This window comes from Paenibacillus hamazuiensis, from assembly GCF_023276405.1.
Taxonomy (GTDB): domain Bacteria; phylum Bacillota; class Bacilli; order Paenibacillales; family NBRC-103111; genus Paenibacillus_AF; species Paenibacillus_AF hamazuiensis.
The window spans coordinates 7,938,114-7,961,777 of the sequence record NZ_JALRMO010000001.1 but is presented as its reverse complement, the minus strand read 5'-3'; the positions used below and the strand labels follow the sequence as shown (position 1 = coordinate 7,961,777).

Genomic DNA, 23,664 nt, shown 5'->3' with positions numbered 1-23,664 from the left:
TATTAGGCGGATTTAAGTTCCGAAAAATCAAAATTCAAAGTCGTCTTCAAGCTCTTTTTTATATTGAAACGCCATGTAGGCAATAAACATGAAAAACAAGAGCAGGGCCAGATACAGAATCACCGTTTTTCTAAACGCAATAAGAATTCCTGCAATCGAATTGCAAAATAAAAAAACAAAAAGAAACGCAAGCCACCTGCCATGGAGTTTGGGCCGTTTCTGCTTATGCATCGTGGCGATCGAGGTAAACCCTATCCTTTTTTTATACAGAAACGCGGAAAAGAGGTAATGAAGGCCTACAAAATACCACGATTCCATCGTGTAGTCGTCGGCCAGCTTCGCCAAGGTGAGGTCGACGTCAAATTGATTCAGGAACAAAGTAACGGCAAACTCCAATAAACCGCTAATCGTGTAGCATACGACAACCATAGACAACGATTGGATCCAGCTGAATCCCGTTAACAGGGTAAAGAAAACAATGACCACTAAAGGCGGTACAACGGTTATCAGCCCTATCAGGTTTGCAGACTGCAATATCAAGGATATGCTGGAGGCGAATACGGAAATCAGCACAATTTCCTTCCAGATCTGCGTCGGCTTCAAGCGAAAAAGCACTAAGCCGTTAATAAGTATGGCGATCCATGCGCATAGCGATACCGTAAAAGAGTTGATATAATTCATTATTCCTTCGTCACCAAAACCCCGTTTTCCCTCCATCTTACTTGAAAAATCATTTCATAGCCATGTCAATTTGTTCCCAGCTTCATCTCCCGCCGGGTTCGGGTGCCCCTTCAATATTTCAACGAAAAAATTCCCGGCAAAGAGTATTTGCCGGGAATTTCCTTACACGCCCTTCATATGCTGCGCCCTGTATTGGGTCGGGGTCGTGCCGAGTTTCTTTTTGAATACGTAATGCAAATAGTTGGAGCTGGAAAAGCCGTTGTCGTAGGCGATCTGCTCAATCGTTCTGTCGCTGGTCGCCAGCTCCCCGCAAATTTGCGTCAGCCGAACCTGCTCCATATATTCGCTGAACGTGCCGCCGGTCATCTCGCGAAAAATGCGCTGCAGCTGTCTCGGACTGATCTGCACTCTTTCCGCCACCGTCTCGAGCGTCAGCGGCGCCATATAATTGTCGTGAATAAACTGCACGGCGAGCTGGTAACGGTAAGATTTCATATCGCGCGAAGGCAGATCGAGCCGAGGCACATGGGCATAAGCGCTGATCGTCCGCAGCAAAATCTGGATGACCGACTGCTTGATCATCGTATACAAGCCGAGCTGGTTATCCCGCCAGGCCCGATAGGCGGTCAGAAAGCATTCCATCGCGCGGTATTGGTCGGCGGCCGGACGCAGCGGAAGCTTATCCAGCTCCCGGATGCAGGCTTCCGCCTCGGCATATTCCCACTGCTCGCCCCAGTCCGTCCCTGAGGAACCGCAAGCGCCGCCACCCAGCTTCACGATGTCGATGTGCAGGCACAGCTCCTCCATCGGCTCGTGCAGATCCGATTCCTGCCTGTGCAGCACATTCGGACCCGTCAAATACAGCATCCCTTCATGCAGCGAAAAAGACTCCTCGCCGAGCACGACCCTTCCTTTTCCTCGGGGAATGAAGTGAAATTCGTATTCCGAATGCTTGTGAAAATCGATGATTTTCCCCGCTCCGAACGACGTGTAATGCAGCTTATACACCCGTATGCCGTAGCCGCCCCAGCGGAACTGAATATCCAGACGATCCAACGCATAACGCTGTTCCGTCATGATTTGATACGGAAACGGCTTCGTTCCCGTTCGCAGCTGTATATCCACGTTTTTTCACCTTCCCCGAGAAAATCCGTTCGGTTATGAGCAATCCCGCCGGTTTTACTCCGCCAAGCCGCTCAGCTTAAACGCCGCTCCGCTTTGCGCCGAACGGTTCGACGCCTCCATCAGACGCGTCAGGTCGAGCGCGAGCTGAATATTTTCCTCAGCGGTCGTACCGTTCCGAATATGCGATACCCATTGCTCGAATGCCGACGGCTTATTGGCCGGAAGCTCTTCCTTGACCTGCCACTCCTTCATCGCCTCTTCGCCCAGCTTCGAGCTGCGCACAAGCAGCTTATTGTCATGTGTCGAATACAGCAGACTGCCCTCCGTACCATGCACTTCGATCACAAACGGCGAGAAACGGTTGACAAACCCGGCTTCGACGATAGCCAGCGCCCCGTTTGCATAAGACAGCACCGAAACCGCATTGTCTTCCACTTCCCGGCCCATGACGTAGCCATAGTTAGCGCTTACGCTCTCCGGCAGTCCGAGGAACAATCGGGCAAGGTACATCGGATGGCAGCCCAAATCGATCATCGCTCCGCCGCCGCACTGCTCTTTATTGTAAAAATGCGCCGGCAGCCAGCCCTCCGGCCCTCGCTCCGAAGGCACCCCGCCGTTATGGGACAGGCGCGTCCGAACGAGCGTCACCTTGCCGAGCAGTTCCTCTTGCAAAATCTGCTGCACCGCCAGCGTATAATTCGCATTCAGCCGCGGCAGCGAAACCGTCAGCTTCACTCCGGAAGCTTCCACCGCTTGAATGATCTCGTTGCATTCCTTGATAGTCGGAGCTATTACTTTCTCGGTAAAAATATGCTTGCCGGCTTTGGCCGCCGCCACCATGACGTCGCGGTGCATATTGGTCGGCGTGTCGACGATGACCCCGTCGATATCCGGCTGAGCGAGAAGTTCGTCCAGGCTGTCGTAAAAACGCACCCCGCGCTCCTCCGCTTCCTTGCGGCCGCGTTCGGGAATTTCATCCCATACGGCTACGATTTCCGTTTCCGGATGCTCGCTAGCCTGCTTGGCATAATCTTTGGCATGCACGTGCCAGAAGCTTAACATAGCTACTTTAATCATCGGCTCTCTCCTCCAAAAAAACGACTTACTTGGATTTTAACATGGAGGTGGAACCGATGAATATTTTAATTTCGCGACAGACCGATATAAGAAATAATGACATGAATTTGAAAAGAGGCGGATTATATCACAGGATCCGCACTCCCGCAAGAGGACCTTTCTCCTGTCCATCCACTCGGCGTACCGGTGCATTTCTTTGGCTCATCTCATAGATTACCTGCTCCCTTTTTCCCGCAAAAACCGGCCGATCCGCTCCACCGCTTCAAGCAGCCGGTCCTCCTCCTGCACCAAAGCGATTCTGACGTACCCTTCGCCTTCCGCGCCGAACGCGTCTCCCGGAATTACGACAACGCCTGCCGAATACAAAATTTCCCGGGAAATTTGTCGAGATGTAAAGCCGGCCGGAATCGGCGCCCATATGAACATTGTCGCCTTCGGTCGAGGGATTTCCCACCCTACGCTGCGCAGTCCGTCGATAACGACATCCCTGCGCCGCTCATAAATCGGAGCCACACTAAGATCGGTTTCCATATCCTCTTGAAGCGCGGCGATCCCCGCTTCCTGGATGGCGGCAAACACCCCGTAGTCGATATTCGACTTCAGCGTCTTTAATGCTCCGACCGCTTCCGGGTTCCCGACCATAAACGCTATGCGGCAGCCCGCCATGTTAAAGCTTTTCGACAAGGAGTGAAATTCGACGGCAACTTCCTTGGCGCCTTCGATTTCCAAAATGCTGTTCGGGCGGAAGCCGTCAAATGCCATCTCCGAGTAAGCCAGATCATGTACGATCAGCAGCCCGTACCGCCTTGCGTAGTCGACAAGCTTCTCGAAAAACGACCGCGGGGCGACCGCCGACAGCGGATTGCTCGGGTAATTGAGCAGCATGAACTTCGCTTTGCGGGCAATATCCTCGGGAATCGACTCGAGCCGCGGCAAAAAGTCGTTATCCGCCCGCAAGGGCAGCAAATACGGTTCTACGCCGGCGAGTACCAAGCTCGCCGAATAGATCGGGTATCCCGGATCGGGAACGATCGCCACATCCCCCGAGTCCGTTATCGACAAGGCCAAATGCGCAAGTCCGTCCTGCGACCCCATCAGTGTCACAATTTCCGACTCGGCATCTAGCTCCACCTGAAACCGGTGTTGATACCACCGCGCAACCGCTTGTCGAAAAGCGGGGCTGCCTTCGGATGTCGGGTATCCGTATGCTTTCGGATTCGCGACCGCCTTCTGCAGCGCCTCCATCACTCTCGCGGACGGAGGACGGTCCGGGCTGCCGATGCCGAGGTCGATGACATCGACGCCGCTTCGTCTTACTTCTTCTTTCCATTCCGCCATTTCGGTGAAAATCGCCGAGCCGAGCCGGGACAACCGTTTGGATGCGATTTGCTTCATCACATTAACCTCTTTTATTTATGGGATTAATCGTTCGCCGCGTTTACTTTGTAAGCGATTATAGATCGACAGCTTTATGAATCAGATGCATCATGTAGACGAGAAATCCGACGAGTAAGCCATAGGCGGCGCCGAATTTCCAGCGCGAAGCTACGGGCACGTCGTAATAGGCGTCATTTTCATACACTTCGTAATCGACCTGGCAGTGAACGATGAGCTGCAGCCCCTCTTCCCTCTGCACGTGTTCGATTTTGACCACCTGCGCGCGCCGAACGAGTCCTTGCTGGGGCAATTCGAGCCGGCCTTGAAACTGCAAGCCGTCCCAATACACGTTAACGACCTGCCGTGCGTCGTCCAGATTCGAATAGGTCGAAAAGTCGAGCTCCCTCTTATGCTCCGGACCGGGTATAAAATACCCCTGCTCCACAAGCGGCTGTGCGGAGACCGGAAACGCCGCCGCGGCGCTCCGCTGCTGCCCTCTCTTGCGGTATTTGACGAATTTATTGTACAAATTCAATGCAAACATAATCCAAATGAAAATAAGTACAAAATTCCAGGTGTAATAAATAACGACAAGTCCGCCGATCAGCCCGGCCAGCCACAGCCAGCGTGTGACTGCGGTTACGATGCGGCCGCCGTCCAGAGGATGAACGGGCAGCAGGTTAACCAAATTCAGCAAAAAACCGGCATATGCGAGAGCGTACAGCAAACGATGGCCCGTCATCTCGGCCGCGGCAAACACGGCGACCGCTCCCACCGTGCCCAGCATTGGCCCGCCGATGGCCATGTAGGCTTCGGTCACCGCGTCCCGCGGATAACGCTTCATGCTGATGAATGCGCCGAGAAACGGGATGAACAGCGGCGCGGTGACCGGCAGCCCCTTGCGTTTCGCCGCGATCACGTGACCCAGCTCATGTACGAAGATGAGCAGCACGAGCCCTACGGCAAAGCCGAGCGGGTAGAGCATTGCATAAGCGGCCACCGATGCCAGCATCGAAAGCACGGCGGCGCCGGCTTTGCCGAATTTTAAAAGCGGAAGCAGCGTCTTCGCTTTTGCAAGCAGAAAGGCGAAAGCCGTTCCTATGACCCATAGCGGATTGCGTTTGCGATTGTTGTGCGGGTTGTTACGCGGGCTCAAGTAAGCTCCACCTCCACGGAATTTATCGGCGGCCCCACACCTCTTCGTATTGCTCCTCTTTATAGCCGACCGTCACCCGGCTGCCGTCGGTCACGACGGGACGTTTGATCAGGCGTCCGTTCGCCGCAAGCAGCTCGAGCTGCTCGTCTTCGCTCATGCCCGGCAGCTTATCCTTCAGCTGCATCTCTTTGTATACTTCTCCGGAAGTATTGAACCATTTGCGAAGATCGAGGCCGCTTTGTTTGACGAGCTTCTTCAGCTCGTCTTTCGAGGGGGGCTGTTCAAAAAGCGGAACCGACTCAAGTTCATGGCCTTTCGCCTTGAGCGACTTGACGGCGCTGCGGCATGTGCCGCACTTGGCATATTCGTAAATTTTCAGCTTCATGTCTTAATACGCTCCTTAGCTTCCAATAGATTCAAACATTGCTGCATATCCTCCGGCAAGCCCGCCGTAAACTCCACCCTCTGCCTTGTGGCCGGATGCGTGAAAGCCAGCCGGCAGGCGTGCAGCGCGTGGCGTTCCATCATCAATTCGGAAGCTTCTCCTTCCGGCTCGGCGGCGCCTCCGTACATTTTATCCCCGATAAGCGGATGGCCCAGATGTTTCATATGGACGCGAATCTGATGGGTTCGGCCCGTTTCCAGCTTCAGTCTGACGAGGGTCGCTTTGGCGAATCGCCGCTCTACCCAAAAATGGGTGACGGACGGATAACCGCTTGGCGTGACGATACGTACGTGCGGCTGCTCCGGGTCGCGATCGATCGGCTCGTCGACGGTTCCGCTGTCTTGCTCCACCATGCCGCGCACCAAGGCGAGGTACTCCTTCTCCACCGTTCCGGCCTGCATCTGCTCGGATACTTGCTGGTGCACGAACGGATTTTTCGCGATCGCAAGGACGCCGCTCGTTTCCTGGTCGAGCCGGTGAATCGGCCGGAACCGGCAGTGGACGCCGGTCTGCTGCCAGTGATAGACAACCGCATTGGCGATCGTGCCGACATAATGCCCGTGCGTCGGGTGAACGATCATGCCCGCCGCTTTGTTCACGATAAGCAGGTGGTCGTCCTCATATAGGATGGAGAGCGGCAGATCTTGCGGCAAAATGTCGTCCGACTGCTCCTCCTGCATCCGCAGCTCAACGAGATCGCCAGCCTTCACCTTGACGTTAATGTACTGTCGGACGCCGTTTACGGTAATGCCCTGTTCGGTCAGCTTGAGCCGAGAGAGCAGCTTGCGCGACACGTTCATCCTTTTTTGCAAAATCGTCCGCAGCAGGAAGCCGTCTTCCTCCGGCGGCACTGTATATGTCAGAGGTTCGTAATAATTCATCACGGATTTTTAAACACCTCGGCGCTTGGGCTCGTAATGGACATCCTCCACCCGCTCGCGGTAATTCGCCATTCGAGCTGCGGTGAAGAAGAAATCGGAGAGCCGGTTCAAATATTTGCGCACTTCTTCGTTGATCTGCTGTTCCCGTCCGAGCGTCACCACGCGCCGCTCCGCGCGGCGGCATACGGTGCGGCAAACGTGAAGCGCCGAAGACGCCGCCGTCCCGCCGGGCAGTATAAATCTCGTAATGTCCGGCGTCTCGGCATCGTATTTGTCGATCCACGCTTCGAGCCGCTCCACCATTTCGCCGGTTACCTGGTACGGGCGCGCTCCTACCGTGAGCACCGCCAAATCGGTGCCGCAGTCGAACAGCTCGTGCTGAATTTGCCGCAGATCGGCCGCAAGGTCGGCAAAACGCTCCTCATCCAGCCCGCTGATCGCGGCGCCGATGAAGCTGTTCAGCTCATCGACGGTGCCGTACGCCTCCACGCGCGCGTCGTCCTTGTCGACGCGTCCGCCGATAACGCCGGTTTGACCTTTGTCCCCGGTGCGGGTATATATTTTCATATGGCTTATCCCCCTCGACCTGGCATAAAGCAAAGCCCTCTATGATGCGCACCTGGCCGTCATAGAGGGCATCTGCATTTATTTTTGCGCGATAATCTTCATCACTTGAATCGATTTTTCCTTGTCTTTGGCGTTAACCGGAACAAAGGCGACCAAATCTTTGCCGTTCAGCTTCAAATCGGTCATCCATTTGACTTTTTCCAGCGGCACGCCGTACAAATGGGTTTCCCCTTCGCCATTCTCGCCTGCCGCCAGCACGCCTTCAGGGAAATCATCCTTGTTCAGCACGTCATCCAGCGGAACGCACCCGGTTTGTTTGACCATCAATTTAAACTGCTCGGTCGGAACGATAAGAATGCCGTTATCCCCGGCGGCAATTTCCACGATCAGCTTATCCATCGAAAAAATCGGGCTCGTATTCAGCTTGACGGTCGGCGTTTCGCCCAGCTTTCCTTGCAAAGCTGCCTGCAGCTTATCTCCCACCTCGCTAGGAATACCATTCGAAGACATCATGAAAATCGGGACATCCGCCTGCGGCCCGCCGCAGCCGATCAACGTGAACAGCAGAACAATGGCGAGCATCCATTTCAGTTTCATGTTTTCCCTTCTCCTTCTGTTCTCTTTCCTTCATCATACCAAAAATGATGGCATCAAAAAAGGGACCCTCTCACAGGTCCCCTTTCCCCCGATTCATATACTCATTGATTTTCTCGTCCAGCTGCATGCTGATCTCCACGATTTCCGGAGAGCTGAGGTCCGTATCCTCGCGGACCAAATGCTCCAGTCTGCGGCGAAGAGCATAAATCTCTTCCTCCAAAGACGTGACGGATGAGGATTGCTTTTGTTTCCGAAAAAACCACTGCACCTTTTCATTCGATTCGCGAATCCACGACATCTTCCGATAGTCGGCCAGCTGATATTCCAGAAAAGCCATAAACTCCCCTCCCAAATCAGTATCGCAAGACAGAGCTTCATGAAAGCCTGAAACTATCATGAATCTATCTTAAAGATACCAGCTTTTGAGAGAATTGGAAATCGCTAAATTTGTCGAATTTCAAAGAATAGCGAATATTTGTACGCTTCACGCGGAGAATTTACTATTTTATTACAATTTAGCCAAGAAATTTCCTATCCGATCAATCGCTTCGGTGAGCTGACTGACCGAATAAGCGTATGAGCAGCGGAGAAAACCTTCCCCGCCCTTGCCGAACACATGTCCCGGCACAGCGGCGACCTTCGCCTCAAACAGCAGACGCTGGGCGAATTCATCCGAGGTCATGCCGGTCGATGCGATCGACGGGAACGCGTAGAAAGCGCCCTGCGGTTCATGGCAGCTCAGACCGATTTCACGGAACCCTTTAACGACAAGGCGGCGCCGCTGGTTATACGACTCGACCATCCGGTCCTTTTCCTCCATCCCGTTCTTCAGCGCTTCGAGAGCGGCCACTTGCCCCATGGAGGGCGCGCACATGACGGTGTATTGATGGATTTTGAGCATAGCGGAAATCAGATCGCGGTGTCCGCAAGCGTATCCCATCCGCCAGCCGGTCATCGCGAAAGCCTTGGAAAAGCCGCTGACCAGAATCGTCCGGTCCCGCATGCCCGGAATTGAAGCAAAGCTGACGTGCTTCTGATCATATGTCAGCTCGGCGTAAATTTCGTCGGAGATGACGATCAGGTCGTTCTCTTCGACGATCTTGGCGATCGGCAGCCAATCTTCGTACGTCATGATCCCCCCGGTCGGGTTGCTCGGGTAACAGAGGATCAGCACCTTCGAACGCGGCGTAATCGCCGCCTTGAGCGACTCCGCCGTCAGCTTGAAATTGTCCTTGGCAAACGTTTCGATGCCTACCGGGATGCCGCCTCCGATCGAGGTAATCGGCGAATACGATACATAACAAGGCTCCGGAATCAAAATCTCGTCGCCAGGCACGATGAGCGCCCGCAGCGCCAGGTCGATCGCCTCGCTGCCGCCGATGGTGACGATCACTTCGTCCGTCGGCTCGTACAGCAGCTGGAACGATTCGTATAAATACTCGGCAATCGCCTCGCGCAGCTCAAGCAGCCCCGCATTAGGCGTATATTTCGTATTGCCGCGCTCGAGCGAATAGACGCACGCTTCGCGTACGTGCCACGGCGTGGAAAAGTCCGGCTCGCCGACACCGAGCGAAATGATGTCTTTGCTGCCGCTGACCAGGTCGAAAAACTTGCGGATGCCGGAGGGCGGAATTTCCCGCACGAGCGGCGCCAAATATTTGGACATCGACTTCTCAGCCGATGCGGTTTGCGACGGTTCTTGCTTAATCATTGCTCATCACCCTTTACGGAGAGATTAACATGCGGTGATCATCCTGATGATCCTCAAAGATGACGCCGTCCTGCTTGTATTTTTTCAAAATAAAATGAGTTTTGGTCGACAGCACCCGATCGATCGGGGACAGCTTGTTGGATACGAAGGAGGCGACTTCCTTCAGCGTCTTGCCTTCGATTTCCACGAGCAGGTCGTAGGCGCCGGACATCAAATAAACGGATTTGACCTCGGGATACAAATAAATGCGCTCCGCAATCGCGTCGAAGCCTCTGCCACGCTCCGGAGTGATCTGCACCTCGATCAGCGCGGTCACCTTCTCGCCGTCCACCTTCGACCAGTTGACGATCGTCGCGTATTTGGCGATGATATGCTCGTCCTCGAGCTCTTTAATCGCCTTCGCCACCTCCGCCTCCGATTCGCCAAGCAGCGTTGCGATCAGTGCCGGCGTTCGGCGCGCGTCTTCCTTCAACAGGTCAATAATCTTCGCTTTAAATTCGTCCATAGCTGGCGCCTCCTGCATTCAAGCAATTGTTTTATTACTTCATATTACAACGAATCCCCCGCACGTGCAAAGCGAAAAACGGCCGGGCCCGTTCAAGCGGAAAAGGCCCACTGTGGAAGTGGGCCGGATAGCGGCTATAGTTAAAATATTCATCGATCGTTTGCGAGCAAGGGATCAGATAAACTCCGCCTTTAACAGCTTCATGATATATTGCTCGATTTGCCGCTTTTCATAGGAGCTGTGCACCGCCACATCCATGACGGCCGCATCCTCCCCGGCTTCGGCGATGACGCCGATGCCGACGAGCTCATCCTGATCGTAGGCGGCGACTACATGCTTGGATTCGCAAACCGCCTTGTATTCAAACTCGTCCGTATGCATCGTTTCTTCGATACTATGCACAAACCGATCGAATACCTCCGGTTCCGGAACCGCATTATGATAGGCGATTTTCAAGACAATCCTTCCTTTCGCGAGAGCATATGGTTAATAATAATTATACGTTTAATTGCATTTTTATTCAATGTATTTTTAAAAAAAGGACCGCGAGACCATGTTCGGTTCTATATGCGAACAACATGGTGTAACGGTTGCAGTTGAGCTTATACAGGTCAAATTGTTGATTTCAGAACGGTAACGGTTGCCAGAGTGGTTATTTGTGAACTTTTATTGTTTTGAGGGATGCAAGATGAGAAATAAGCTCTGCCACAACCGTTACGAATTAAAGATGACGTTCTTGAGCCAAATAAGCTCAGCAGAAACCGTTAGCCAATCCTTCTACATGACTCACATGCCGGCAAGGTTCCCGAATAGGGGGATTTCGTTTCATGCCTGTTCTTTGCTTATAACGTTTTACTTTCGGCCAGCGTTAAGAGAAATTTCGTGAGAAGCTTTTGGACGGGCTGTGAGCGTTTAATCCGGTACGGTATAATGGGAGTAGTACGATACGTATGGGAGGCGGAAGTATGGAAGGGAAAAAAAATCGCAGCGACCTGATCCGCGAACAGCCGGTGGCATATGACGAATACGCAGAACTGCCGGATGACGGCAACCGTTATGAACTCGTCGATGGCCGGCTGGAGCTGATGTCTCCCGGAGCTTCGCCCAAGCATCAAATCATCGGCTCGGCCGTTTTGGCAAGTTTGACTGCAAGCTGCGGCGACGACTACCTCATTTTCTACGAGGTCGACATCATTTTATCTTCATACCATGTACGCCGGCCCGATATCGTGATGGTGCATCGCGACAGGAACGGCATCATAACGAAACGCGGTGTCGAGGGGCCTACCGACCTGGTCGCCGAAATCGTCTCCGTCCATTCGCTTAGACGCGACAAGGTCGATAAACTCCGCGCATACTCGGCATTCGGCATTCCGGAGTATTGGATCATCCTCCCAGGTTCCGGTATGCTTGAGCAATATGAGCTGGGACATGCCGGAATTTATGAACTGAAAGACGTTTATTCTGGCGACGAGCCGGTCCGCTCGGAGCGGCTTCCTTGCGTAAAGCTGACCGTAAACGACGCGCTGCGGGATGCCAGGCTGCTGCCGAATGAAGACGAAGGGGTTTAAGAGATGAGGGATCGCCCGATCAAGAACGATCCCCTTCCATGAAAAAAAGCTTCACGCGCAACGAAACGTTGCGTGAAGCTTTTTTTGCTGTTTCAGCGTCTTACCGGTTAGCCAGCACCCACACGACGTGAGCGATCTCCGCCCGCGAAGCCGGCTCCTTTGGGGCGAACCGGTTGTCCGGCCGACCGCTCAGCAAGCCGTCCCGAGCGAGCTCCGACACGGCGGCTCTTGCTACCGGGTCGATCATGGCGTCGTCGGCGAAAGTCGTATCTCCCGGCGAACCGGACACCGGCGTTTTCCCGGTTTTCTTCGCGTAGGCCCATTTCATCGCGACGGCCATTTCTTCGCGGGTCAGCTGCTCCGACAGCCCGGCTCCACTCCAGCCAAGCGCGGTTTCGAGCTCCGGCCGTCCGAGTCCGAGCGCTTTCGCCAAATAGCCGGAGAACTCGCCGCGCGTTACAGCCTCAAGCGGGGCAAAGCGGGTGACGTCCACGCCGGCGATGATTCCTTTTGCGGATAGGCCATAAATGTCCTGCGCGGCCCAATGATCGGACGTGACGTCCGCGAAGCCGTTCACGGTGATGCGGCCTTCCGTTTTAGCGCTCAGGACGCCTTTCTTTTCCGCATAAGCAATCAGCAGCTCGAAATCGGTCAGCGCCTCGTTCGCGCCGACGACGGTTTTGGCGCCCGCAAACATCGTATATTTATCGCCGCCCGTGTACATATAGTTGGAGAGAGCCAATCTGTATTTGCCTGCTTTATCCAAAGGCTTGCCGTTCACAAGCGCCTGCTCGATTCTTTGCCCGACAGGCTTCGCCGGATTGTAAGCATACGACAAACCCGACGTTTGCAGGAAAGCGCCGGCCACCTTGTCCACCGCCGAAACGCTGTTCTCGAGAGCGGCCAGCAGCATGTCGCCGGTCACTTCGGCTACAACGATTTTGTTGCCGAACGGCAGAATCGATTTGGCATCCTTCAAAGTGAAATCGCCCTGATTGATGCTGGCCCGAATGCCGCCGCCGTTGGCGAAGGCGATGTCGGTTTGATAATAGTCGCGGTAAGCATCGGCAATCAGATTGCCGATGGCCGTTTCTTGAAACCGGGATTCGTGGTGTTCTCCATACGGCAGGCCGCTGTCCGCCGAGGCGATCTTTTTGCCCAGCTCCTGATCGAGCCTCGCCTGGTAATCGGCGGCGAATTCGGCAAGCGCTCCGTCTTCCTTGATGTTCTCGTCCACCTTGAGAAACTCGTGCGAAAGCGTCAATTGGCCGTCGGCACCTCTGCCGACCGTTACATGCGCGATCGAGCCCATATTCCCCTGAGGCGCGAAAATATATCGCTTTACCGCACCGTCCACCTCATAAACAAACGATTTCTCCTCGGCCTCCTCTTCCGTAAACACAACCCGGATATCGGGAACCGCCTGCAGAAGAGCTTTGTCGTCCTCTACGGGCTCCTGGGTAAGGGCGACGATCAGATCGGGATTTTGCTCCTTTTTCAGCTGGTCCACGGCAAGCTTGGCCGCTTCGATGACATTTTTCTGCTTGACGGCGGAATCCGGAGTCGTCGTCTCCATAGCGCTCGTCAGCCCGATGACGCCGATGCGAATCCCCTGCTTTTCGTATAGTTGATACGTCGGCACATTTCCGAACGGCTTGCCGTCCTTGCCGACCAAATTGCTCGAAATCCAGCTGAATTTCGCTGCTTTAATGAGCTCCAGCGTATTGGCGGAGCCTGCGTCAAAGTCGTGCTGTCCGAAATTGGCGACATCGATCGGGATCCGGTTAAACGCTTCGACCATCGGAAACCCTTTGAACACGCCGCCAAACAACGTGCCTCCGCCGAGGTCTCCGCCGAACGCAACGATCTTCTCGTCGGCCGCGCCGTCGATCAGCGTCTTGATGCGGGCCACTCCGCCGCGGGTGCCGAGCTTATCGACCACCGGACTAATCTCATGTCCGTCGTTGAAATACATGATGGACACGGTGCCTGAAGAAGGCGTTTCCGCCCGGACAATTGAAACGCTTCCGAGGGCAAGGGTGAGAAGCGGCGCGGAAATGAGGATTGCGGATACGAATCTTTTAAGCATAGGTGTTTACCAACCTCTTCCATCGTTTGGACTCTAAACACACCTATACTATCGCTCCTATGTTTTCCCTATGTTAATCCTATGTTAAGAACGGGTGAAGCCGGGCAGCTGGAAGGGAGCCGGCGGCTTCCTCGGCGTCCGGCATGCCCGGCAGGTCCGTATCAAAAAATATCCATGCTGAGGTACCGTTCCCCGGTATCCGGCGCGATGCACAGCACCCGCTTCCCGGCTCCCAGCTTTCTGGCGACCTGAAGCCCCGTCCAAACGGAGGCGCCGGCCGACGGCCCGACCAATATGCCTTCCTCCCTCGCAAGCCGGCGCGTCGTCTCGAGCGCATCGTCGTCCGATACCTGTACGATTTCGTCGTATACGCTCGTATTCAGGATCGCCGGCACGAAGCCGGGGCTTGTCCCGACGAGCTTATGCGGGCCCGGCTGGCCTCCGGACAGCACCGGAGAGCCCTTCGGCTCAACGACGTAAATGCGGATGCCCGGCACTTTCTCGCGCAGCACTTCCCCGGTCCCGGTAATCGTGCCGCCCGTTCCCGAAGTAGCGACAAACGCATCGAGCCGCCCTTCCATCTGCTCGATGATTTCCACCGCCGTCGTGATGCGATGGATGTCCGGGTTCGCCTTATTCTCGAACTGCTGCGGGATGAAGCTGTTCGGAATTTGGTCCCTCAGCTCGAGCGCCTTGCGAATTGCCCCCGGCATCCGTTCGGCCGCCGGCGTCAGCACTACTTCCGCGCCGTAAGCCTTCAAAATATTAATGCGCTCCTTGGTCATGTTGTCCGGCATGACCAAAATCGCCCGGTAGCCCTTGGCCGCGGCATTCATCGCCAGCCCGATGCCGGTATTGCCGCTCGTCGGCTCGATGATCGTCGCTCCCGGCTTCAGCACCCCGTCCTTTTCTGCCTGCGCTATCAAATTAAAGGCGGCGCGATCTTTGACGCTGCCGCTCGGATTGAAATATTCCAGCTTGACGTACAACTCGGCATCTTCCGGCCCCACGAGCCTGCGAATGCGTACGGCCGGCGTATCGCCGATCAGCTCGGTGATGCTGTTTACCATTTTGCGGGTCACTATGCGCCACACTCCTTCTATTGCCATGCCGCATGCTGCGGCGGAAGCAATCATAAATCTATTCCATTATTGTAAACTCCGGCCTCCTTTTGTCAAGGAAAAAAGCCCGGCAGGGGCGTTTTTCGCCTTACCGGGCAGCTTTTTTTGCGGCTGCGGCCGCTTTTTCCGAAAGCGAAAGCTGACCGAGCTGCCTCCGCATGAAAAACCATGCAAGCAGCGGCGAGCTGCCGATGCCCAGCAGGAGCCAGTTGATCGCCGTAGGTGAAGTCGTTCTCATCACGACAAACGTAAATATGAGCGTTCCGAGCATCCGGCCGGCGTTCAGTCCAAGCTCGCGCATCACGATGTATTCCTCGCGTTTTTTCACGCTTTCCTCGAATTGTCCGATCAAATCGAACACGCTCGACGTCATCGGAATCGTATAGAGAGGGGTAAACAGCGCCACTCCCACCCCAAATACGAGCAGCGTCGCATAGTTCACCCGCCAAAAGAACGGAACGATGACGGCAACCATCACAAACGCTCCGGCGAACATCGCCCACTTCCGGTGCGACGGTTTAAGCAGCCTGCCGACGATCATAAAGCTGAACAGCGCAACGGCGGACGTAATCAGCGAAAAGTTGCCGATTTTCATTTCCGTGCCTGTAGCTATATACACCATGAGAGCGATCATAAAGCCGAATACGCCTTCGCGCATGCCCTGAGCGACCAAGGCAAGGCCAACCGTGCGCCAGGGGGTCTCCGCCCGCTTCAAACAGCGCAGCGTCAAAAACCATTCGTACCGGCCAACCGACTTCCGCTTTTTCAGAAAAAAGCTGCAAACGACGCCGATCAGGAAGATGACCAGCGACATCGTAAAAATAAGCCGGTATCCGCTCGCCGCCTCCATCCTTACGATCAAAAAACCGGACACCCACGGGGCAATCATCCCGGCCAAAGATCCGAGGAGGCCCGCCCAGCCGTTAAATTTGTCCCGGTTCGCCGGACTCGTCACTTCAAAATAAACGACATTGAAGGCGATCCAGAAAAAACCGGATGACATGCCTTGAATGATCCCAAGCAGTGGGAAGTAATCGACCGCCGCGGCACCCAGCCATAAAACGACCAAATAAAACAGCGCCGATACCGCTACGCCGGCCCGCAGGCAGTTCATTTTGTTATGCTCCTTGACCCATTTCCCGGCCAGCCAAAACGTAAAAGCCATCGTCAAGTGGTGAATCAGCGTAAACCAGCCAAGCAATGCGAAATCCTGCCTTGCTTTCCATAAGTACACGTTCACGAACGTGCCGGACAATGCGTTACCGACGGCGAACAGACCGTTTACCGTCAATAGCAGGCGGGATTGGCCCGTCAAGGCTGCCGTCTGCTCCCGCTTCTTCCCTCCGCTTCGCCCTCGCTCCCAGTCACTTCCGCGGAAGTAACCGCCTTTTTTCCACCGTCCCCATCCGGGTGAAAAAAGCTGTTTGCTGCTGTCTGAATGCATAAGACCACCTGTGACTTGAGTAGTGCATTGCTGAAGTTTCTTACTTAAGCTTCCCCCATACGGCGAAAATCATTAGAGATGTGGCGAAAATGGAGCGAATTGAAAAAAGGGACACCTTTGCCGCCTATGGCAAGGTATCCCTCTAGATTATTCGATATTTTGCTTGAGCAGCTCGATGAGCGCGGTCCGCTCCTCTTCCCCGAGCTGGGTTTCCATCCGGAAGCAGGCCGGACATATAAATACCTTGGTGTTGAACGGCGGCTTAAGAAGCGGCCGCGGGAGCAGGTCGTTCGGCGCCGGCTTAAACGTCTCCTCCGTGATCTTCTGTGTTCCGGCCAGCAGCATGAATTCGTGGCAGGAAGGGCATTCCGGAGTCTCTTCCTGGCGGTCGAGCAGCTGCTGCACATTTTCCTCATAAGTGAAAATGTCGTCGTCCGACAGCTCCTCATCTTCGTCTTCGTCGTCGAAAACAAGCTGTTCCCCTGTCTGTTTGACCTTCAGCTTGATGCTGCGGTACCCGCCCAGCTCGTTCAGGCAGTGCGGACACGTCTCTTCAGGGCCGATTTCCGGATCCCAGACGATTTCCGTCTGGCACCACGGGCAAACCTGGTTGTCTTCCATCGCTTATTCCTCCGGGATTTGGCGTCATGCGTATTTAATAAAATAATATACGCCCAAGGCGATAAACACAAACGATATGGCAAACAGCGTCCCCCATAAATACTTCATGTCACGCTGGCACCTACCACATAGGAAAGCGAAATCGAAATGATCATCGACAGGAAGCCGACGGCTCTGTTATCCTTTTGGATTTGTTCGTCGATATTGAAGTACGGCGTCAGAAACTCAAATATAAAATAAGCCACGAGCAGCAGCACGAAGCCGTAGCTCGCCCAAATCAGCGACTGCAAAATCGAATCGTTGTTCAAGATCGCAAAGCGGAACAAATTGCAGATGCCGAAAATTTTCCCTCCCGTCGCCATCGCAACGGACAGGTTGCCTTTTTTGATTTCATCCCAATCCTTGTATTTCGTCACAAGCTCAAAAACCGTCAGAAAGACGATCAATGCCAATACGGCAATGGAAAAAAACGCTAACGTTTCGATATACGGATTCGCGAGCAACAAGTCCACCTCTTCGTTCAAATATCATCCCTGCCTTTAATATAAAATCCCCCCAAAAGTGAAGTAATCCCTCCGCAGCCTATTCCGATTACTTTTGGAGGAGCCCCCGGGTTAATGACAAAATATCAGCTTCGTAATTTGCATTATTAGGCCGCAAACGGCTGAAGAGACTGAAGGGGTTAGCTTCAGTCTCCTTATGGGCGTTTATAGGCAACTTCCGATTAGGACTGCTGTTTCTTCTCGTTAATTTTCGCCTTAAGTGCGGCAAGTTCGTCTTCGACGCCGTCGTTTTTGTCGAGCGCACTCAACTCGTCGTCCAACGTGCGGTTCGAGGAACGCAGCTCCTTGCTCGCCTCGGCTTCGGCCTCAAGCTCGAGCACCTTTTGCGACATGCGGTCGAAGCCTTTGGCCGCGTTATCCGTACCGAAACCGGACATCGCCTGATTGATTTGCTTCTGAGCTTTGGCCGCTTCGGCGCGCGCTACCAACGTATCTTTCTTCAGCTTCATCTTGCTGAATTCGTCTTTCATCTCCTGAAGCTGTCCGCGCAGCTGATCCGCGTTGGTCTTCGCGATGTCGTACTGCTGCTTCATCTCATCGTAACGCTGTTGATGCTCTTTCTTGTCCTGCAACGCACGGCGGGCGAGATCTTCGTTGCCCTGCTCGAGCGCCTTCATCGCCTGCTCCTGGCGTTTGTTCACGATCTCTTCCAGCTCTTCCACCTGCTGCTGGAATTTCTTCTCTACGGCGATTTGTTTCGCTACCGCCACTTCCGCATCTTGAATGTCTTCTTCCATATCGCGCAGGAACTGGTTCAGCATCTTGACCGGATCTTCCGCTTTGTCCAGCAAGTCGTTGATCGAAGCCATCGTCAAGTCGCGCAATCTTTTGAAAATACCCATGTGTAAATCCTCCCAAACATAATATTGTATGATCAGTTTGAATAACTTTTCTTTCCCTCGAGGTCACTACACATGTAAATACGCATGACGGTGCACAAGAGTTTCAAAAAAATTTTTTGAGGCGGACGGCCTTACTTCAGCTCTGCGACCGTCACGCCGATGCCGCCTTCGTTATAATTGCCGACGCGATATGATTTGACATGCTTATGCCGGCGCAAATAGTCGTGTATGCCGGAACGGAGAATGCCGGTCCCTTTGCCGTGGATGATGTACACTTGTCCGAAGTTGGCCAAAAACGATTCGTCCAGGAACCGGTCGACCTCAATGAGCGCATCCTCCAAATTTTGGCCCCGCAGATCGAGCTCCATGCGCGTGTTGTCGTCGCGCGTCCGATTGATGCTGGAGGTCGCCTGCGGCTGCGCCGCCTTCCCTCCTCCCGAGGCGGCCTGTTTCACCAGCTCGAGGTTCGCCTTGCTTACCTTCATCTTCATAATGCCAAGCTGGACGGTTGCTTCCGTGTCGCCGATATCGACCACATGGCCTTTCTGGCCCAGGTTGGTCACCAGCACCTCGTCGCCCGGCTCGATCCGGTCGGCTTTCTTCTTCGGCGCTTTCGCGGATTTGTCGCGAAGCTCCGGCACCGCCTGATCCAGCCTGCGCCGCGCCGCGATCAGCTGGTGGTCCTTGACGCTGCCCGCCGCTTCCTTGGCGAGGCGGCGCAGCTCCGCGATGACCTCCTCGGCCTCGCGGCGGGCTTTCGCGACGGCCTCCGCGGCGTCGCGCTCCGCTTTGGCGAGCAGCTTGTCGCGCTGCTCGCGGAACTTCTGCCGCTCGGCCTCGAGCTCGCGGCGCAGCGTTTCCACCTCCCGCCGCAGCTGCTCGGCGGTGTGCCGCTCCGCTTCCGCGGTCAGGCGGTTCTCTTCCAGCGTGGCGATCATCGATTCGACGCGCTGGTCTTCCTCGCCGACCTGACCGCGGGCATGCTCGATGATCGAGCGGGCGAGGCCAAGACGCTCGGCGATCGCAAACGCGTTGCTGCGGCCGGGGACGCCGACGAGCAGCCGGTACGTCGGCTTCAGCGTCTGCACGTCGAATTCCATGCTTGCGTTGATGACCCCCTGACGCTCGTAAGCGTACGCCTTGAGCTCGCTGTAATGCGTCGTTGCGACCATCCGGGAACCCATTTTCTGAATATATTCCAATATTGCGATGGCAAGCGCCGACCCTTCCGCCGGGTCCGTCCCCGCTCCAAGCTCGTCGAGCAGCACCAGGCTTTTCGGCGTCATTTCCCGCAATATTCGGATGATGTTGGTCATGTGGCTGGAAAACGTGCTGAGGTTTTGCTCGATGCTTTGCTCATCGCCGATGTCGGCGTAGATCGCATCGAATACGCACAGCTGGCTGCCTTCCTCCGCCGGCACGAACAGCCCGGCCATCGCCATCAGCGACAAGAGGCCGATGCATTTGAGCGACACGGTTTTGCCGCCCGTATTCGGCCCGGTGACGATGATCGTCGAGTACTGGTTGCCCAGCTCGATATCCAGCGGCACGACCTTGTCCGGCGCGATGAGCGGATGACGGCCTCGCTTGATCTTGATAAATCCGCGGTCGTTCATCCGCGGCATCGTCGACTTCTGCTCGCGCGCCAACCCGGCTTTGGCAAAAATAAAATCGAGCTCGCCCAAGATGTCCACGTTATTCAGCAGATCGTCCACCACTTCGCCGACTTTCGCCGTCAGCGCCCGCAAAATTTTTTCGATCTCGGCCTGCTCCTTCAACGTCAGCTCGCGCAGCTTGTTATTGAGCTGGACAACCGACTCCGGCTCGATGAACAGCGTCGCCCCCGAAGCGGATTGATCGTGAATCATGCCTCCGAAATGCCCGCGATACTCCTGCTTGACCGGAATGACATAACGGTCGCCACGCATCGTGATGATGTTATCCTGCAGCATCTTCTGGATGGACGGCGTCCGGATCATTTGCTCCAGACGGTCCCGGGCACGCGTTTCGTTCGTTTTCAGCTCCTGACGGATGCGGGCGAGCTCGGGGCTTGCGCTGTCGAGCACCTGCGCGTTTTCGTCGATGCAGCGCCTGATCGCTTCTTCCACCGGCTTATGGTCGGCCAAATTGCCGCACAGCCCCATCAGAAGCGGCACTTCATACTCTTCGTTAGCGGCTTCGATGAACTTGTGCAGCCGCCGCGCGCCGAAAATCGTAGTGGCGATATCGAGCAGCTCCGTCGTGTTCAGCATGCCGCCGATGCGCGCACGGTGCAGCGCCGCCGTAATATCGCGGATGCCTCCGAACGGAGCGCCTCCCTTCAGTCGATCGACATTGGTAGCTTCGTCGGTCGCTTTCAGGCGCCGCTTCACTTCTTCGAAATCGCCGATGGGCTCAAGCTTCTCCGCTCTGTCCTTTCCGAGCGAAGTGGCCGCATGATGGGCAAGTGTATGTAAAATGGCGTAAAAATCCAACGTTTTTAATATTTTCTGATCCAAAATAAGACCTACTTCCTTTAGTCAATATACCTTTTATTATATCCAATGGCCCTGCGATTAGCTACACGGCGCGGTTGCCTTAGGGCCTGAAATGGGCAATATTGTTGCTTATAATTGTTTTTTCCGTGGGGACACTAGGTAATGCACCGGCAAACAAACGGCGTGCCACGGCAAGCGGCCCGGCGAATGCTGACCGATCCGGTTTTCCCAATGCAAACCATAAAGGAGGAGAACACGATGCACATTATAGGACATATCGTTCGTTTTATCGTTTCGGCTCTTGTTTTGATGTTTGTCAGCTTTATCGTTCCCGCCTTCTCGATTGGCGGTTTCTGGAGCGCGTTGTTCCTGGCTCTTGTCATCGCCGTTGCCGCCTATGTCATCGAGGGCATCTTCGGCAGAAAAATAACGCCGTTCGGGCGCGGTATCGTCGGTTTCCTGACGAGTGCGCTTGTGATCTGGCTCGCGCAATTCATTGTCGGCGGCATGAGAACGACGATTATCGGTGCGATTTTGGCCGCTTTGGTGATCGGGATCATCGACTTGTTTATCCCTGTAAAAACGCCGTTTGAAGGCTTCGCCCGCAACAAGCGGGATAAATAAATGAAAAATGCCGGGTTACCCTGCTGTTACACTCCGCACCTTTTACAGAAACTTAAAAGATCAGTCCTTGAGCATATGGCTTAAAGGCTGATCTTTTTCTTTTTCCGTGCAGACTATGATGCCGCTCACACCAAAATAAAACGTTCACGAAGACTTCACGCCGATTTCATAGGTTTGTCACAGCAAAAAATCGGCGCCAGGTGTAATATAGTATCCAGAAATATATGGATATTTCCTTCAGGAGGGACGTAGGATGAGAAAAGTATGGACATTGGCGATAGCGGTTGTCGTTATATTCGCGCTCGCCGCCTGCGGCAAAAAAGAAGAAGCGGCACCCGCCAGCGCGCCAACAGGACCTGTGCAAGAGGTGAAGCTGGAAGCTTCGAACTTCCAATTCGACAAGCCCGAATATAAAGTGAAAAAGGGGCAGGACGTGAAAATCACGCTGGAAAACAAACAAGGCGTGCACGGGGTGCAAATCCAGGGCATCAACGTGAAGCTGGATGCGAGCAAGCTCAGCCAGACGTTTAAAGCCGACAAGGAAGGCACCTACGACATCATATGTTCTGTTCCTTGCGGTTCGGGACATGTCAACATGAAAGCGAAGCTGGTCGTGGAATCTTAAATTATCGAAGTTATGATTAGTCCGTTTTGACTATGCCAAAAGAAGCAGTCTCTCCTCGCGGGGAGACTGCTTTTATTATTTCGCCGGAAGAAACGGCCGAAGGGTTATGACAGTAACGCGCCGAGCGCCCCGCTATAATGGCCGTCTTTCAACACCGTCGGTTCGCACCCTCTGAGCCTGGTATAGTTCGCCACAGTGTTTTCCAGTACGTCGTTTTCAATAAAAGAAGAACCTATGTAGACGATGGATGAAGTGCCGCTCTGGGCCGCCGCCTGCACGCTGATCGTCGTGATCGTCTCACCGACCAGCCCGATGACGGATGCCAGCATGTCTTCCGGCTCTCTCCCCGTCTGCAACCCGAGCGCTTTGCCGAAATTGCTGGCGGTTAAATCGCCCGGAATCGGCGGCTCGGTCCCTTCATAAATGTCGCTGACCTTCAGGTCGATGTGCTTGCGGTTTCCGAGGCGCGACATCCGGATGATTTCCTCATAGTCGCGGATGCCGGTGAGCAAATAAGAGAGCCCCATCAGCGTCCCTCCTCCGACCCCAATCCCTCCGACCCGAAGGTGCCGGTCCTTTTCCACGTAATGAACGGACGTACCGGTGCCGACATTCGTCAGCACAAACGAGTCCGGAAAAATCCCCTGACGTTCCATAAGAAACTTCGCGCCTTTGCAGGTTGCGTCGAATTCGACCATCGACCGGATCGGACGCTGCAAATGGCTTTGCAGAAGTGCGCTTTTCCCGCCGGTCGCGCAAATATCGGCATCCGGGAATCGGTCCCGAAGCCGTTTCGCCGCCTGCGCGATTTCCGCAGCCGGAACTTTCTCGAATTGCAGCACGCCGTCCTGCATATATGCGATTTTGATGAGGGTGCCTCCCGCATCGACGCCGATTTTATTTGAGCTGAGCAAAAAATCCCCTTCTTTTTCTTAGACTGTAATTGCGGATCAGCGCCGGGTTTGTCTTGTTTCCTCCGCAGGCAAGCGCTTAACGCGTTTTCCATATTTCGTGAAGTTTTTCCGCGACAATCGGAGCCTCATTGACCACATACGGTGCGGCGTAGGACCCCTTCAGCCACCGCTGCACCTGATCGTTCGGCACGATCGTCAGCACGTTGACGGCGACCACGACAAGCACCGCCGCCTCGATAAAACCTAACAGAGCGCCGGCTGTCTGGTTTAACGATTTGATCCCCGGTACCGATGCGACCAGATTCAGCAGCCGCCCGATGATGGAAAGCGCCAGCTTGGTGCCGAAAAACAATATCGAAAACGCGATCGCATTCGTTATGTATACGTCGAGGTTTAGCCCTTTGACGAGAAATTCGTACTGCGTATAAGTCCCTCCTGTCGGCTGGGTCATCCATTTGCCGATCCAGGTCCCGACATCGCCGTACCACTTGCTCGCCACCAAATAAGCTATAAACAAACCGGCGATCGAGATCAACTGGCTGATCAGCCCCCGGGAGTACCCGAGAGCCAAGCCCGCCAATATTGCGACCCCAATCGCCCAATCCAATCCGTTCAACGCATGTATGATATCCATATCCGGTATGTTTATCC

The 23,664-nt window shown here is 54.6% G+C and carries 25 protein-coding genes; 3 read left to right on the top strand and 22 right to left on the bottom strand.

Annotation, left to right across the window (positions count from 1 at the left end; translation table 11 throughout):
* Positions 1–27: 27 nt before the first annotated feature.
* The 13 genes from MYS68_RS35195 to MYS68_RS35135 form a co-directional block, all read right to left on the bottom strand.
* A complete protein-coding gene (locus tag MYS68_RS35195) occupies positions 28–681 on the bottom strand; it encodes a hypothetical protein (protein ID WP_248930198.1) in 654 nt (217 codons plus the stop codon).
* Between the two features lie 162 nt (positions 682–843).
* Positions 844–1,806 (bottom strand): helix-turn-helix transcriptional regulator, encoded by a 963-nt coding sequence (locus MYS68_RS35190; RefSeq protein ID WP_248930197.1) that lies wholly within the window; start codon positions 1,804–1,806, stop codon positions 844–846.
* Between the two features lie 54 nt (positions 1,807–1,860).
* The gene (locus MYS68_RS35185; protein WP_248930196.1) at positions 1,861–2,883 is read right to left on the bottom strand and encodes a Gfo/Idh/MocA family protein; all 1,023 of its coding nucleotides are present in this window, start codon (positions 2,881–2,883) and stop codon (positions 1,861–1,863) included.
* A 213-nt stretch (positions 2,884–3,096) separates the two neighbouring features.
* Positions 3,097–4,278: an LL-diaminopimelate aminotransferase gene (locus tag MYS68_RS35180; RefSeq protein WP_248930195.1), complete on the bottom strand. Its 1,182-nt coding sequence runs from the start codon at positions 4,276–4,278 to the stop codon at positions 3,097–3,099.
* A 58-nt stretch (positions 4,279–4,336) separates the two neighbouring features.
* Positions 4,337–5,416 (bottom strand): site-2 protease family protein, encoded by a 1,080-nt coding sequence (locus tag MYS68_RS35175; RefSeq protein ID WP_248930194.1) that lies wholly within the window; start codon positions 5,414–5,416, stop codon positions 4,337–4,339.
* 22 nt (positions 5,417–5,438) lie between these two features.
* Positions 5,439–5,801, bottom strand: a complete 363-nt coding sequence (locus tag MYS68_RS35170) for an arsenate reductase family protein (RefSeq protein WP_248930193.1) — start codon at positions 5,799–5,801, stop codon at positions 5,439–5,441.
* Positions 5,798–6,742: an RluA family pseudouridine synthase gene (locus MYS68_RS35165; protein WP_248931116.1), complete on the bottom strand. Its 945-nt coding sequence runs from the start codon at positions 6,740–6,742 to the stop codon at positions 5,798–5,800. The genes MYS68_RS35170 and MYS68_RS35165 overlap by 4 nt, the downstream gene beginning before the upstream one ends.
* A 9-nt stretch (positions 6,743–6,751) precedes the next feature.
* Positions 6,752–7,309 (bottom strand): cob(I)yrinic acid a,c-diamide adenosyltransferase, encoded by a 558-nt coding sequence (locus MYS68_RS35160; protein WP_248930192.1) that lies wholly within the window; start codon positions 7,307–7,309, stop codon positions 6,752–6,754.
* Positions 7,310–7,387: 78 nt separating this feature from the next.
* Entirely contained in the window at positions 7,388–7,906 is a 519-nt protein-coding gene (locus MYS68_RS35155) for a type 2 periplasmic-binding domain-containing protein (protein ID WP_248930191.1), read from the bottom strand.
* Between the two features lie 70 nt (positions 7,907–7,976).
* On the bottom strand, positions 7,977–8,243 hold the full coding sequence (locus MYS68_RS35150) for an aspartyl-phosphate phosphatase Spo0E family protein (protein ID WP_248930190.1): 267 nt from the start codon (positions 8,241–8,243) through the stop codon (positions 7,977–7,979).
* Positions 8,244–8,414: 171 nt separating this feature from the next.
* On the bottom strand, positions 8,415–9,617 hold the full coding sequence (locus tag MYS68_RS35145) for an aminotransferase class I/II-fold pyridoxal phosphate-dependent enzyme (RefSeq protein WP_275983622.1): 1,203 nt from the start codon (positions 9,615–9,617) through the stop codon (positions 8,415–8,417).
* Positions 9,618–9,630: 13 nt separating this feature from the next.
* Positions 9,631–10,122 (bottom strand): Lrp/AsnC family transcriptional regulator, encoded by a 492-nt coding sequence (locus MYS68_RS35140; protein WP_248930189.1) that lies wholly within the window; start codon positions 10,120–10,122, stop codon positions 9,631–9,633.
* Between the two features lie 174 nt (positions 10,123–10,296).
* Positions 10,297–10,578, bottom strand: a complete 282-nt coding sequence (locus tag MYS68_RS35135) for a hypothetical protein (protein ID WP_248930188.1) — start codon at positions 10,576–10,578, stop codon at positions 10,297–10,299.
* A 509-nt stretch (positions 10,579–11,087) separates the two neighbouring features.
* Here MYS68_RS35135 and MYS68_RS35130 point away from each other — a divergent pair.
* The gene (locus tag MYS68_RS35130; protein ID WP_248930187.1) at positions 11,088–11,693 is read left to right on the top strand and encodes a Uma2 family endonuclease; all 606 of its coding nucleotides are present in this window, start codon (positions 11,088–11,090) and stop codon (positions 11,691–11,693) included.
* A gap of 100 nt (positions 11,694–11,793) precedes the next feature.
* Here the strand turns inward: MYS68_RS35130 and MYS68_RS35125 are convergent, their stop codons facing one another.
* The 7 genes from MYS68_RS35125 to MYS68_RS35095 all read right to left on the bottom strand — a co-directional run bounded on the left by MYS68_RS35125 (position 11,794) and on the right by MYS68_RS35095 (position 20,871).
* Entirely contained in the window at positions 11,794–13,782 is a 1,989-nt protein-coding gene (locus MYS68_RS35125) for a 5'-nucleotidase C-terminal domain-containing protein (RefSeq protein WP_248930186.1), read from the bottom strand.
* Positions 13,783–13,943: 161 nt separating this feature from the next.
* Positions 13,944–14,864 (bottom strand): cysteine synthase A, encoded by a 921-nt coding sequence (gene cysK, locus MYS68_RS35120; protein WP_338043649.1) that lies wholly within the window; start codon positions 14,862–14,864, stop codon positions 13,944–13,946.
* Between the two features lie 127 nt (positions 14,865–14,991).
* Positions 14,992–16,347: an MFS transporter gene (locus tag MYS68_RS35115; RefSeq protein WP_248930184.1), complete on the bottom strand. Its 1,356-nt coding sequence runs from the start codon at positions 16,345–16,347 to the stop codon at positions 14,992–14,994.
* A gap of 147 nt (positions 16,348–16,494) precedes the next feature.
* Positions 16,495–16,968, bottom strand: coding sequence for a hypothetical protein (locus MYS68_RS35110; RefSeq protein ID WP_248930183.1), 474 nt, complete (start codon positions 16,966–16,968; stop codon positions 16,495–16,497).
* A 104-nt stretch (positions 16,969–17,072) separates the two neighbouring features.
* Complete coding sequence (locus MYS68_RS35105; RefSeq protein WP_248930182.1) at positions 17,073–17,492, bottom strand: DUF350 domain-containing protein; 420 nt, start codon at positions 17,490–17,492, stop codon at positions 17,073–17,075.
* A 200-nt stretch (positions 17,493–17,692) separates the two neighbouring features.
* A complete protein-coding gene (locus MYS68_RS35100; protein WP_248930181.1) occupies positions 17,693–18,373 on the bottom strand; it encodes a PspA/IM30 family protein in 681 nt (226 codons plus the stop codon).
* A gap of 131 nt (positions 18,374–18,504) precedes the next feature.
* On the bottom strand, positions 18,505–20,871 hold the full coding sequence (locus MYS68_RS35095) for an endonuclease MutS2 (protein ID WP_248930180.1): 2,367 nt from the start codon (positions 20,869–20,871) through the stop codon (positions 18,505–18,507).
* A gap of 237 nt (positions 20,872–21,108) precedes the next feature.
* Here MYS68_RS35095 and MYS68_RS35090 point away from each other — a divergent pair, with 237 nt between their 5' ends.
* Positions 21,109–21,474, top strand: a complete 366-nt coding sequence (locus tag MYS68_RS35090; protein WP_248930179.1) for a phage holin family protein — start codon at positions 21,109–21,111, stop codon at positions 21,472–21,474.
* Between the two features lie 253 nt (positions 21,475–21,727).
* Positions 21,728–22,099 (top strand): cupredoxin domain-containing protein, encoded by a 372-nt coding sequence (locus MYS68_RS35085; RefSeq protein WP_248930178.1) that lies wholly within the window; start codon positions 21,728–21,730, stop codon positions 22,097–22,099.
* A 104-nt stretch (positions 22,100–22,203) separates the two neighbouring features.
* On the opposite strand, the gene coaW is transcribed toward MYS68_RS35085, so the two are convergent.
* Positions 22,204–23,013, bottom strand: coding sequence for a type II pantothenate kinase (coaW, locus tag MYS68_RS35080; RefSeq protein WP_248930177.1), 810 nt, complete (start codon positions 23,011–23,013; stop codon positions 22,204–22,206).
* Between the two features lie 76 nt (positions 23,014–23,089).
* Positions 23,090–23,647, bottom strand: coding sequence for a CvpA family protein (locus MYS68_RS35075; RefSeq protein ID WP_248930176.1), 558 nt, complete (start codon positions 23,645–23,647; stop codon positions 23,090–23,092).
* Positions 23,648–23,664: the final 17 nt, after the last annotated feature.

Coding starts and splice junctions, on each gene's coding strand:
- MYS68_RS35195 (WP_248930198.1), bottom strand. CDS start 681: ATGAATTATATCAACTCTTTTACGGTATCGCTATGCGCATGGATCGCC.
- MYS68_RS35185 (WP_248930196.1), bottom strand. CDS start 2,883: ATGATTAAAGTAGCTATGTTAAGCTTCTGGCACGTGCATGCCAAAGAT.
- MYS68_RS35180 (WP_248930195.1), bottom strand. CDS start 4,278: ATGAAGCAAATCGCATCCAAACGGTTGTCCCGGCTCGGCTCGGCGATT.
- MYS68_RS35170 (WP_248930193.1), bottom strand. CDS start 5,801: ATGAAGCTGAAAATTTACGAATATGCCAAGTGCGGCACATGCCGCAGC.
- MYS68_RS35165 (WP_248931116.1), bottom strand. CDS start 6,742: ATGAATTATTACGAACCTCTGACATATACAGTGCCGCCGGAGGAAGAC.
- MYS68_RS35160 (WP_248930192.1), bottom strand. CDS start 7,309: ATGAAAATATATACCCGCACCGGGGACAAAGGTCAAACCGGCGTTATC.
- MYS68_RS35155 (WP_248930191.1), bottom strand. CDS start 7,906: ATGAAACTGAAATGGATGCTCGCCATTGTTCTGCTGTTCACGTTGATC.
- MYS68_RS35150 (WP_248930190.1), bottom strand. CDS start 8,243: ATGGCTTTTCTGGAATATCAGCTGGCCGACTATCGGAAGATGTCGTGG.
- MYS68_RS35145 (WP_275983622.1), bottom strand. CDS start 9,617: ATGATTAAGCAAGAACCGTCGCAAACCGCATCGGCTGAGAAGTCGATG.
- MYS68_RS35140 (WP_248930189.1), bottom strand. CDS start 10,122: ATGGACGAATTTAAAGCGAAGATTATTGACCTGTTGAAGGAAGACGCG.
- MYS68_RS35130 (WP_248930187.1), top strand. CDS start 11,088: ATGGAAGGGAAAAAAAATCGCAGCGACCTGATCCGCGAACAGCCGGTG.
- MYS68_RS35125 (WP_248930186.1), bottom strand. CDS start 13,782: ATGCTTAAAAGATTCGTATCCGCAATCCTCATTTCCGCGCCGCTTCTC.
- MYS68_RS35115 (WP_248930184.1), bottom strand. CDS start 16,347: ATGCATTCAGACAGCAGCAAACAGCTTTTTTCACCCGGATGGGGACGG.
- MYS68_RS35110 (WP_248930183.1), bottom strand. CDS start 16,968: ATGGAAGACAACCAGGTTTGCCCGTGGTGCCAGACGGAAATCGTCTGG.
- MYS68_RS35100 (WP_248930181.1), bottom strand. CDS start 18,373: ATGGGTATTTTCAAAAGATTGCGCGACTTGACGATGGCTTCGATCAAC.
- MYS68_RS35090 (WP_248930179.1), top strand. CDS start 21,109: ATGCACATTATAGGACATATCGTTCGTTTTATCGTTTCGGCTCTTGTT.
- MYS68_RS35085 (WP_248930178.1), top strand. CDS start 21,728: ATGAGAAAAGTATGGACATTGGCGATAGCGGTTGTCGTTATATTCGCG.
- MYS68_RS35075 (WP_248930176.1), bottom strand. CDS start 23,647: ATGGATATCATACATGCGTTGAACGGATTGGATTGGGCGATTGGGGTC.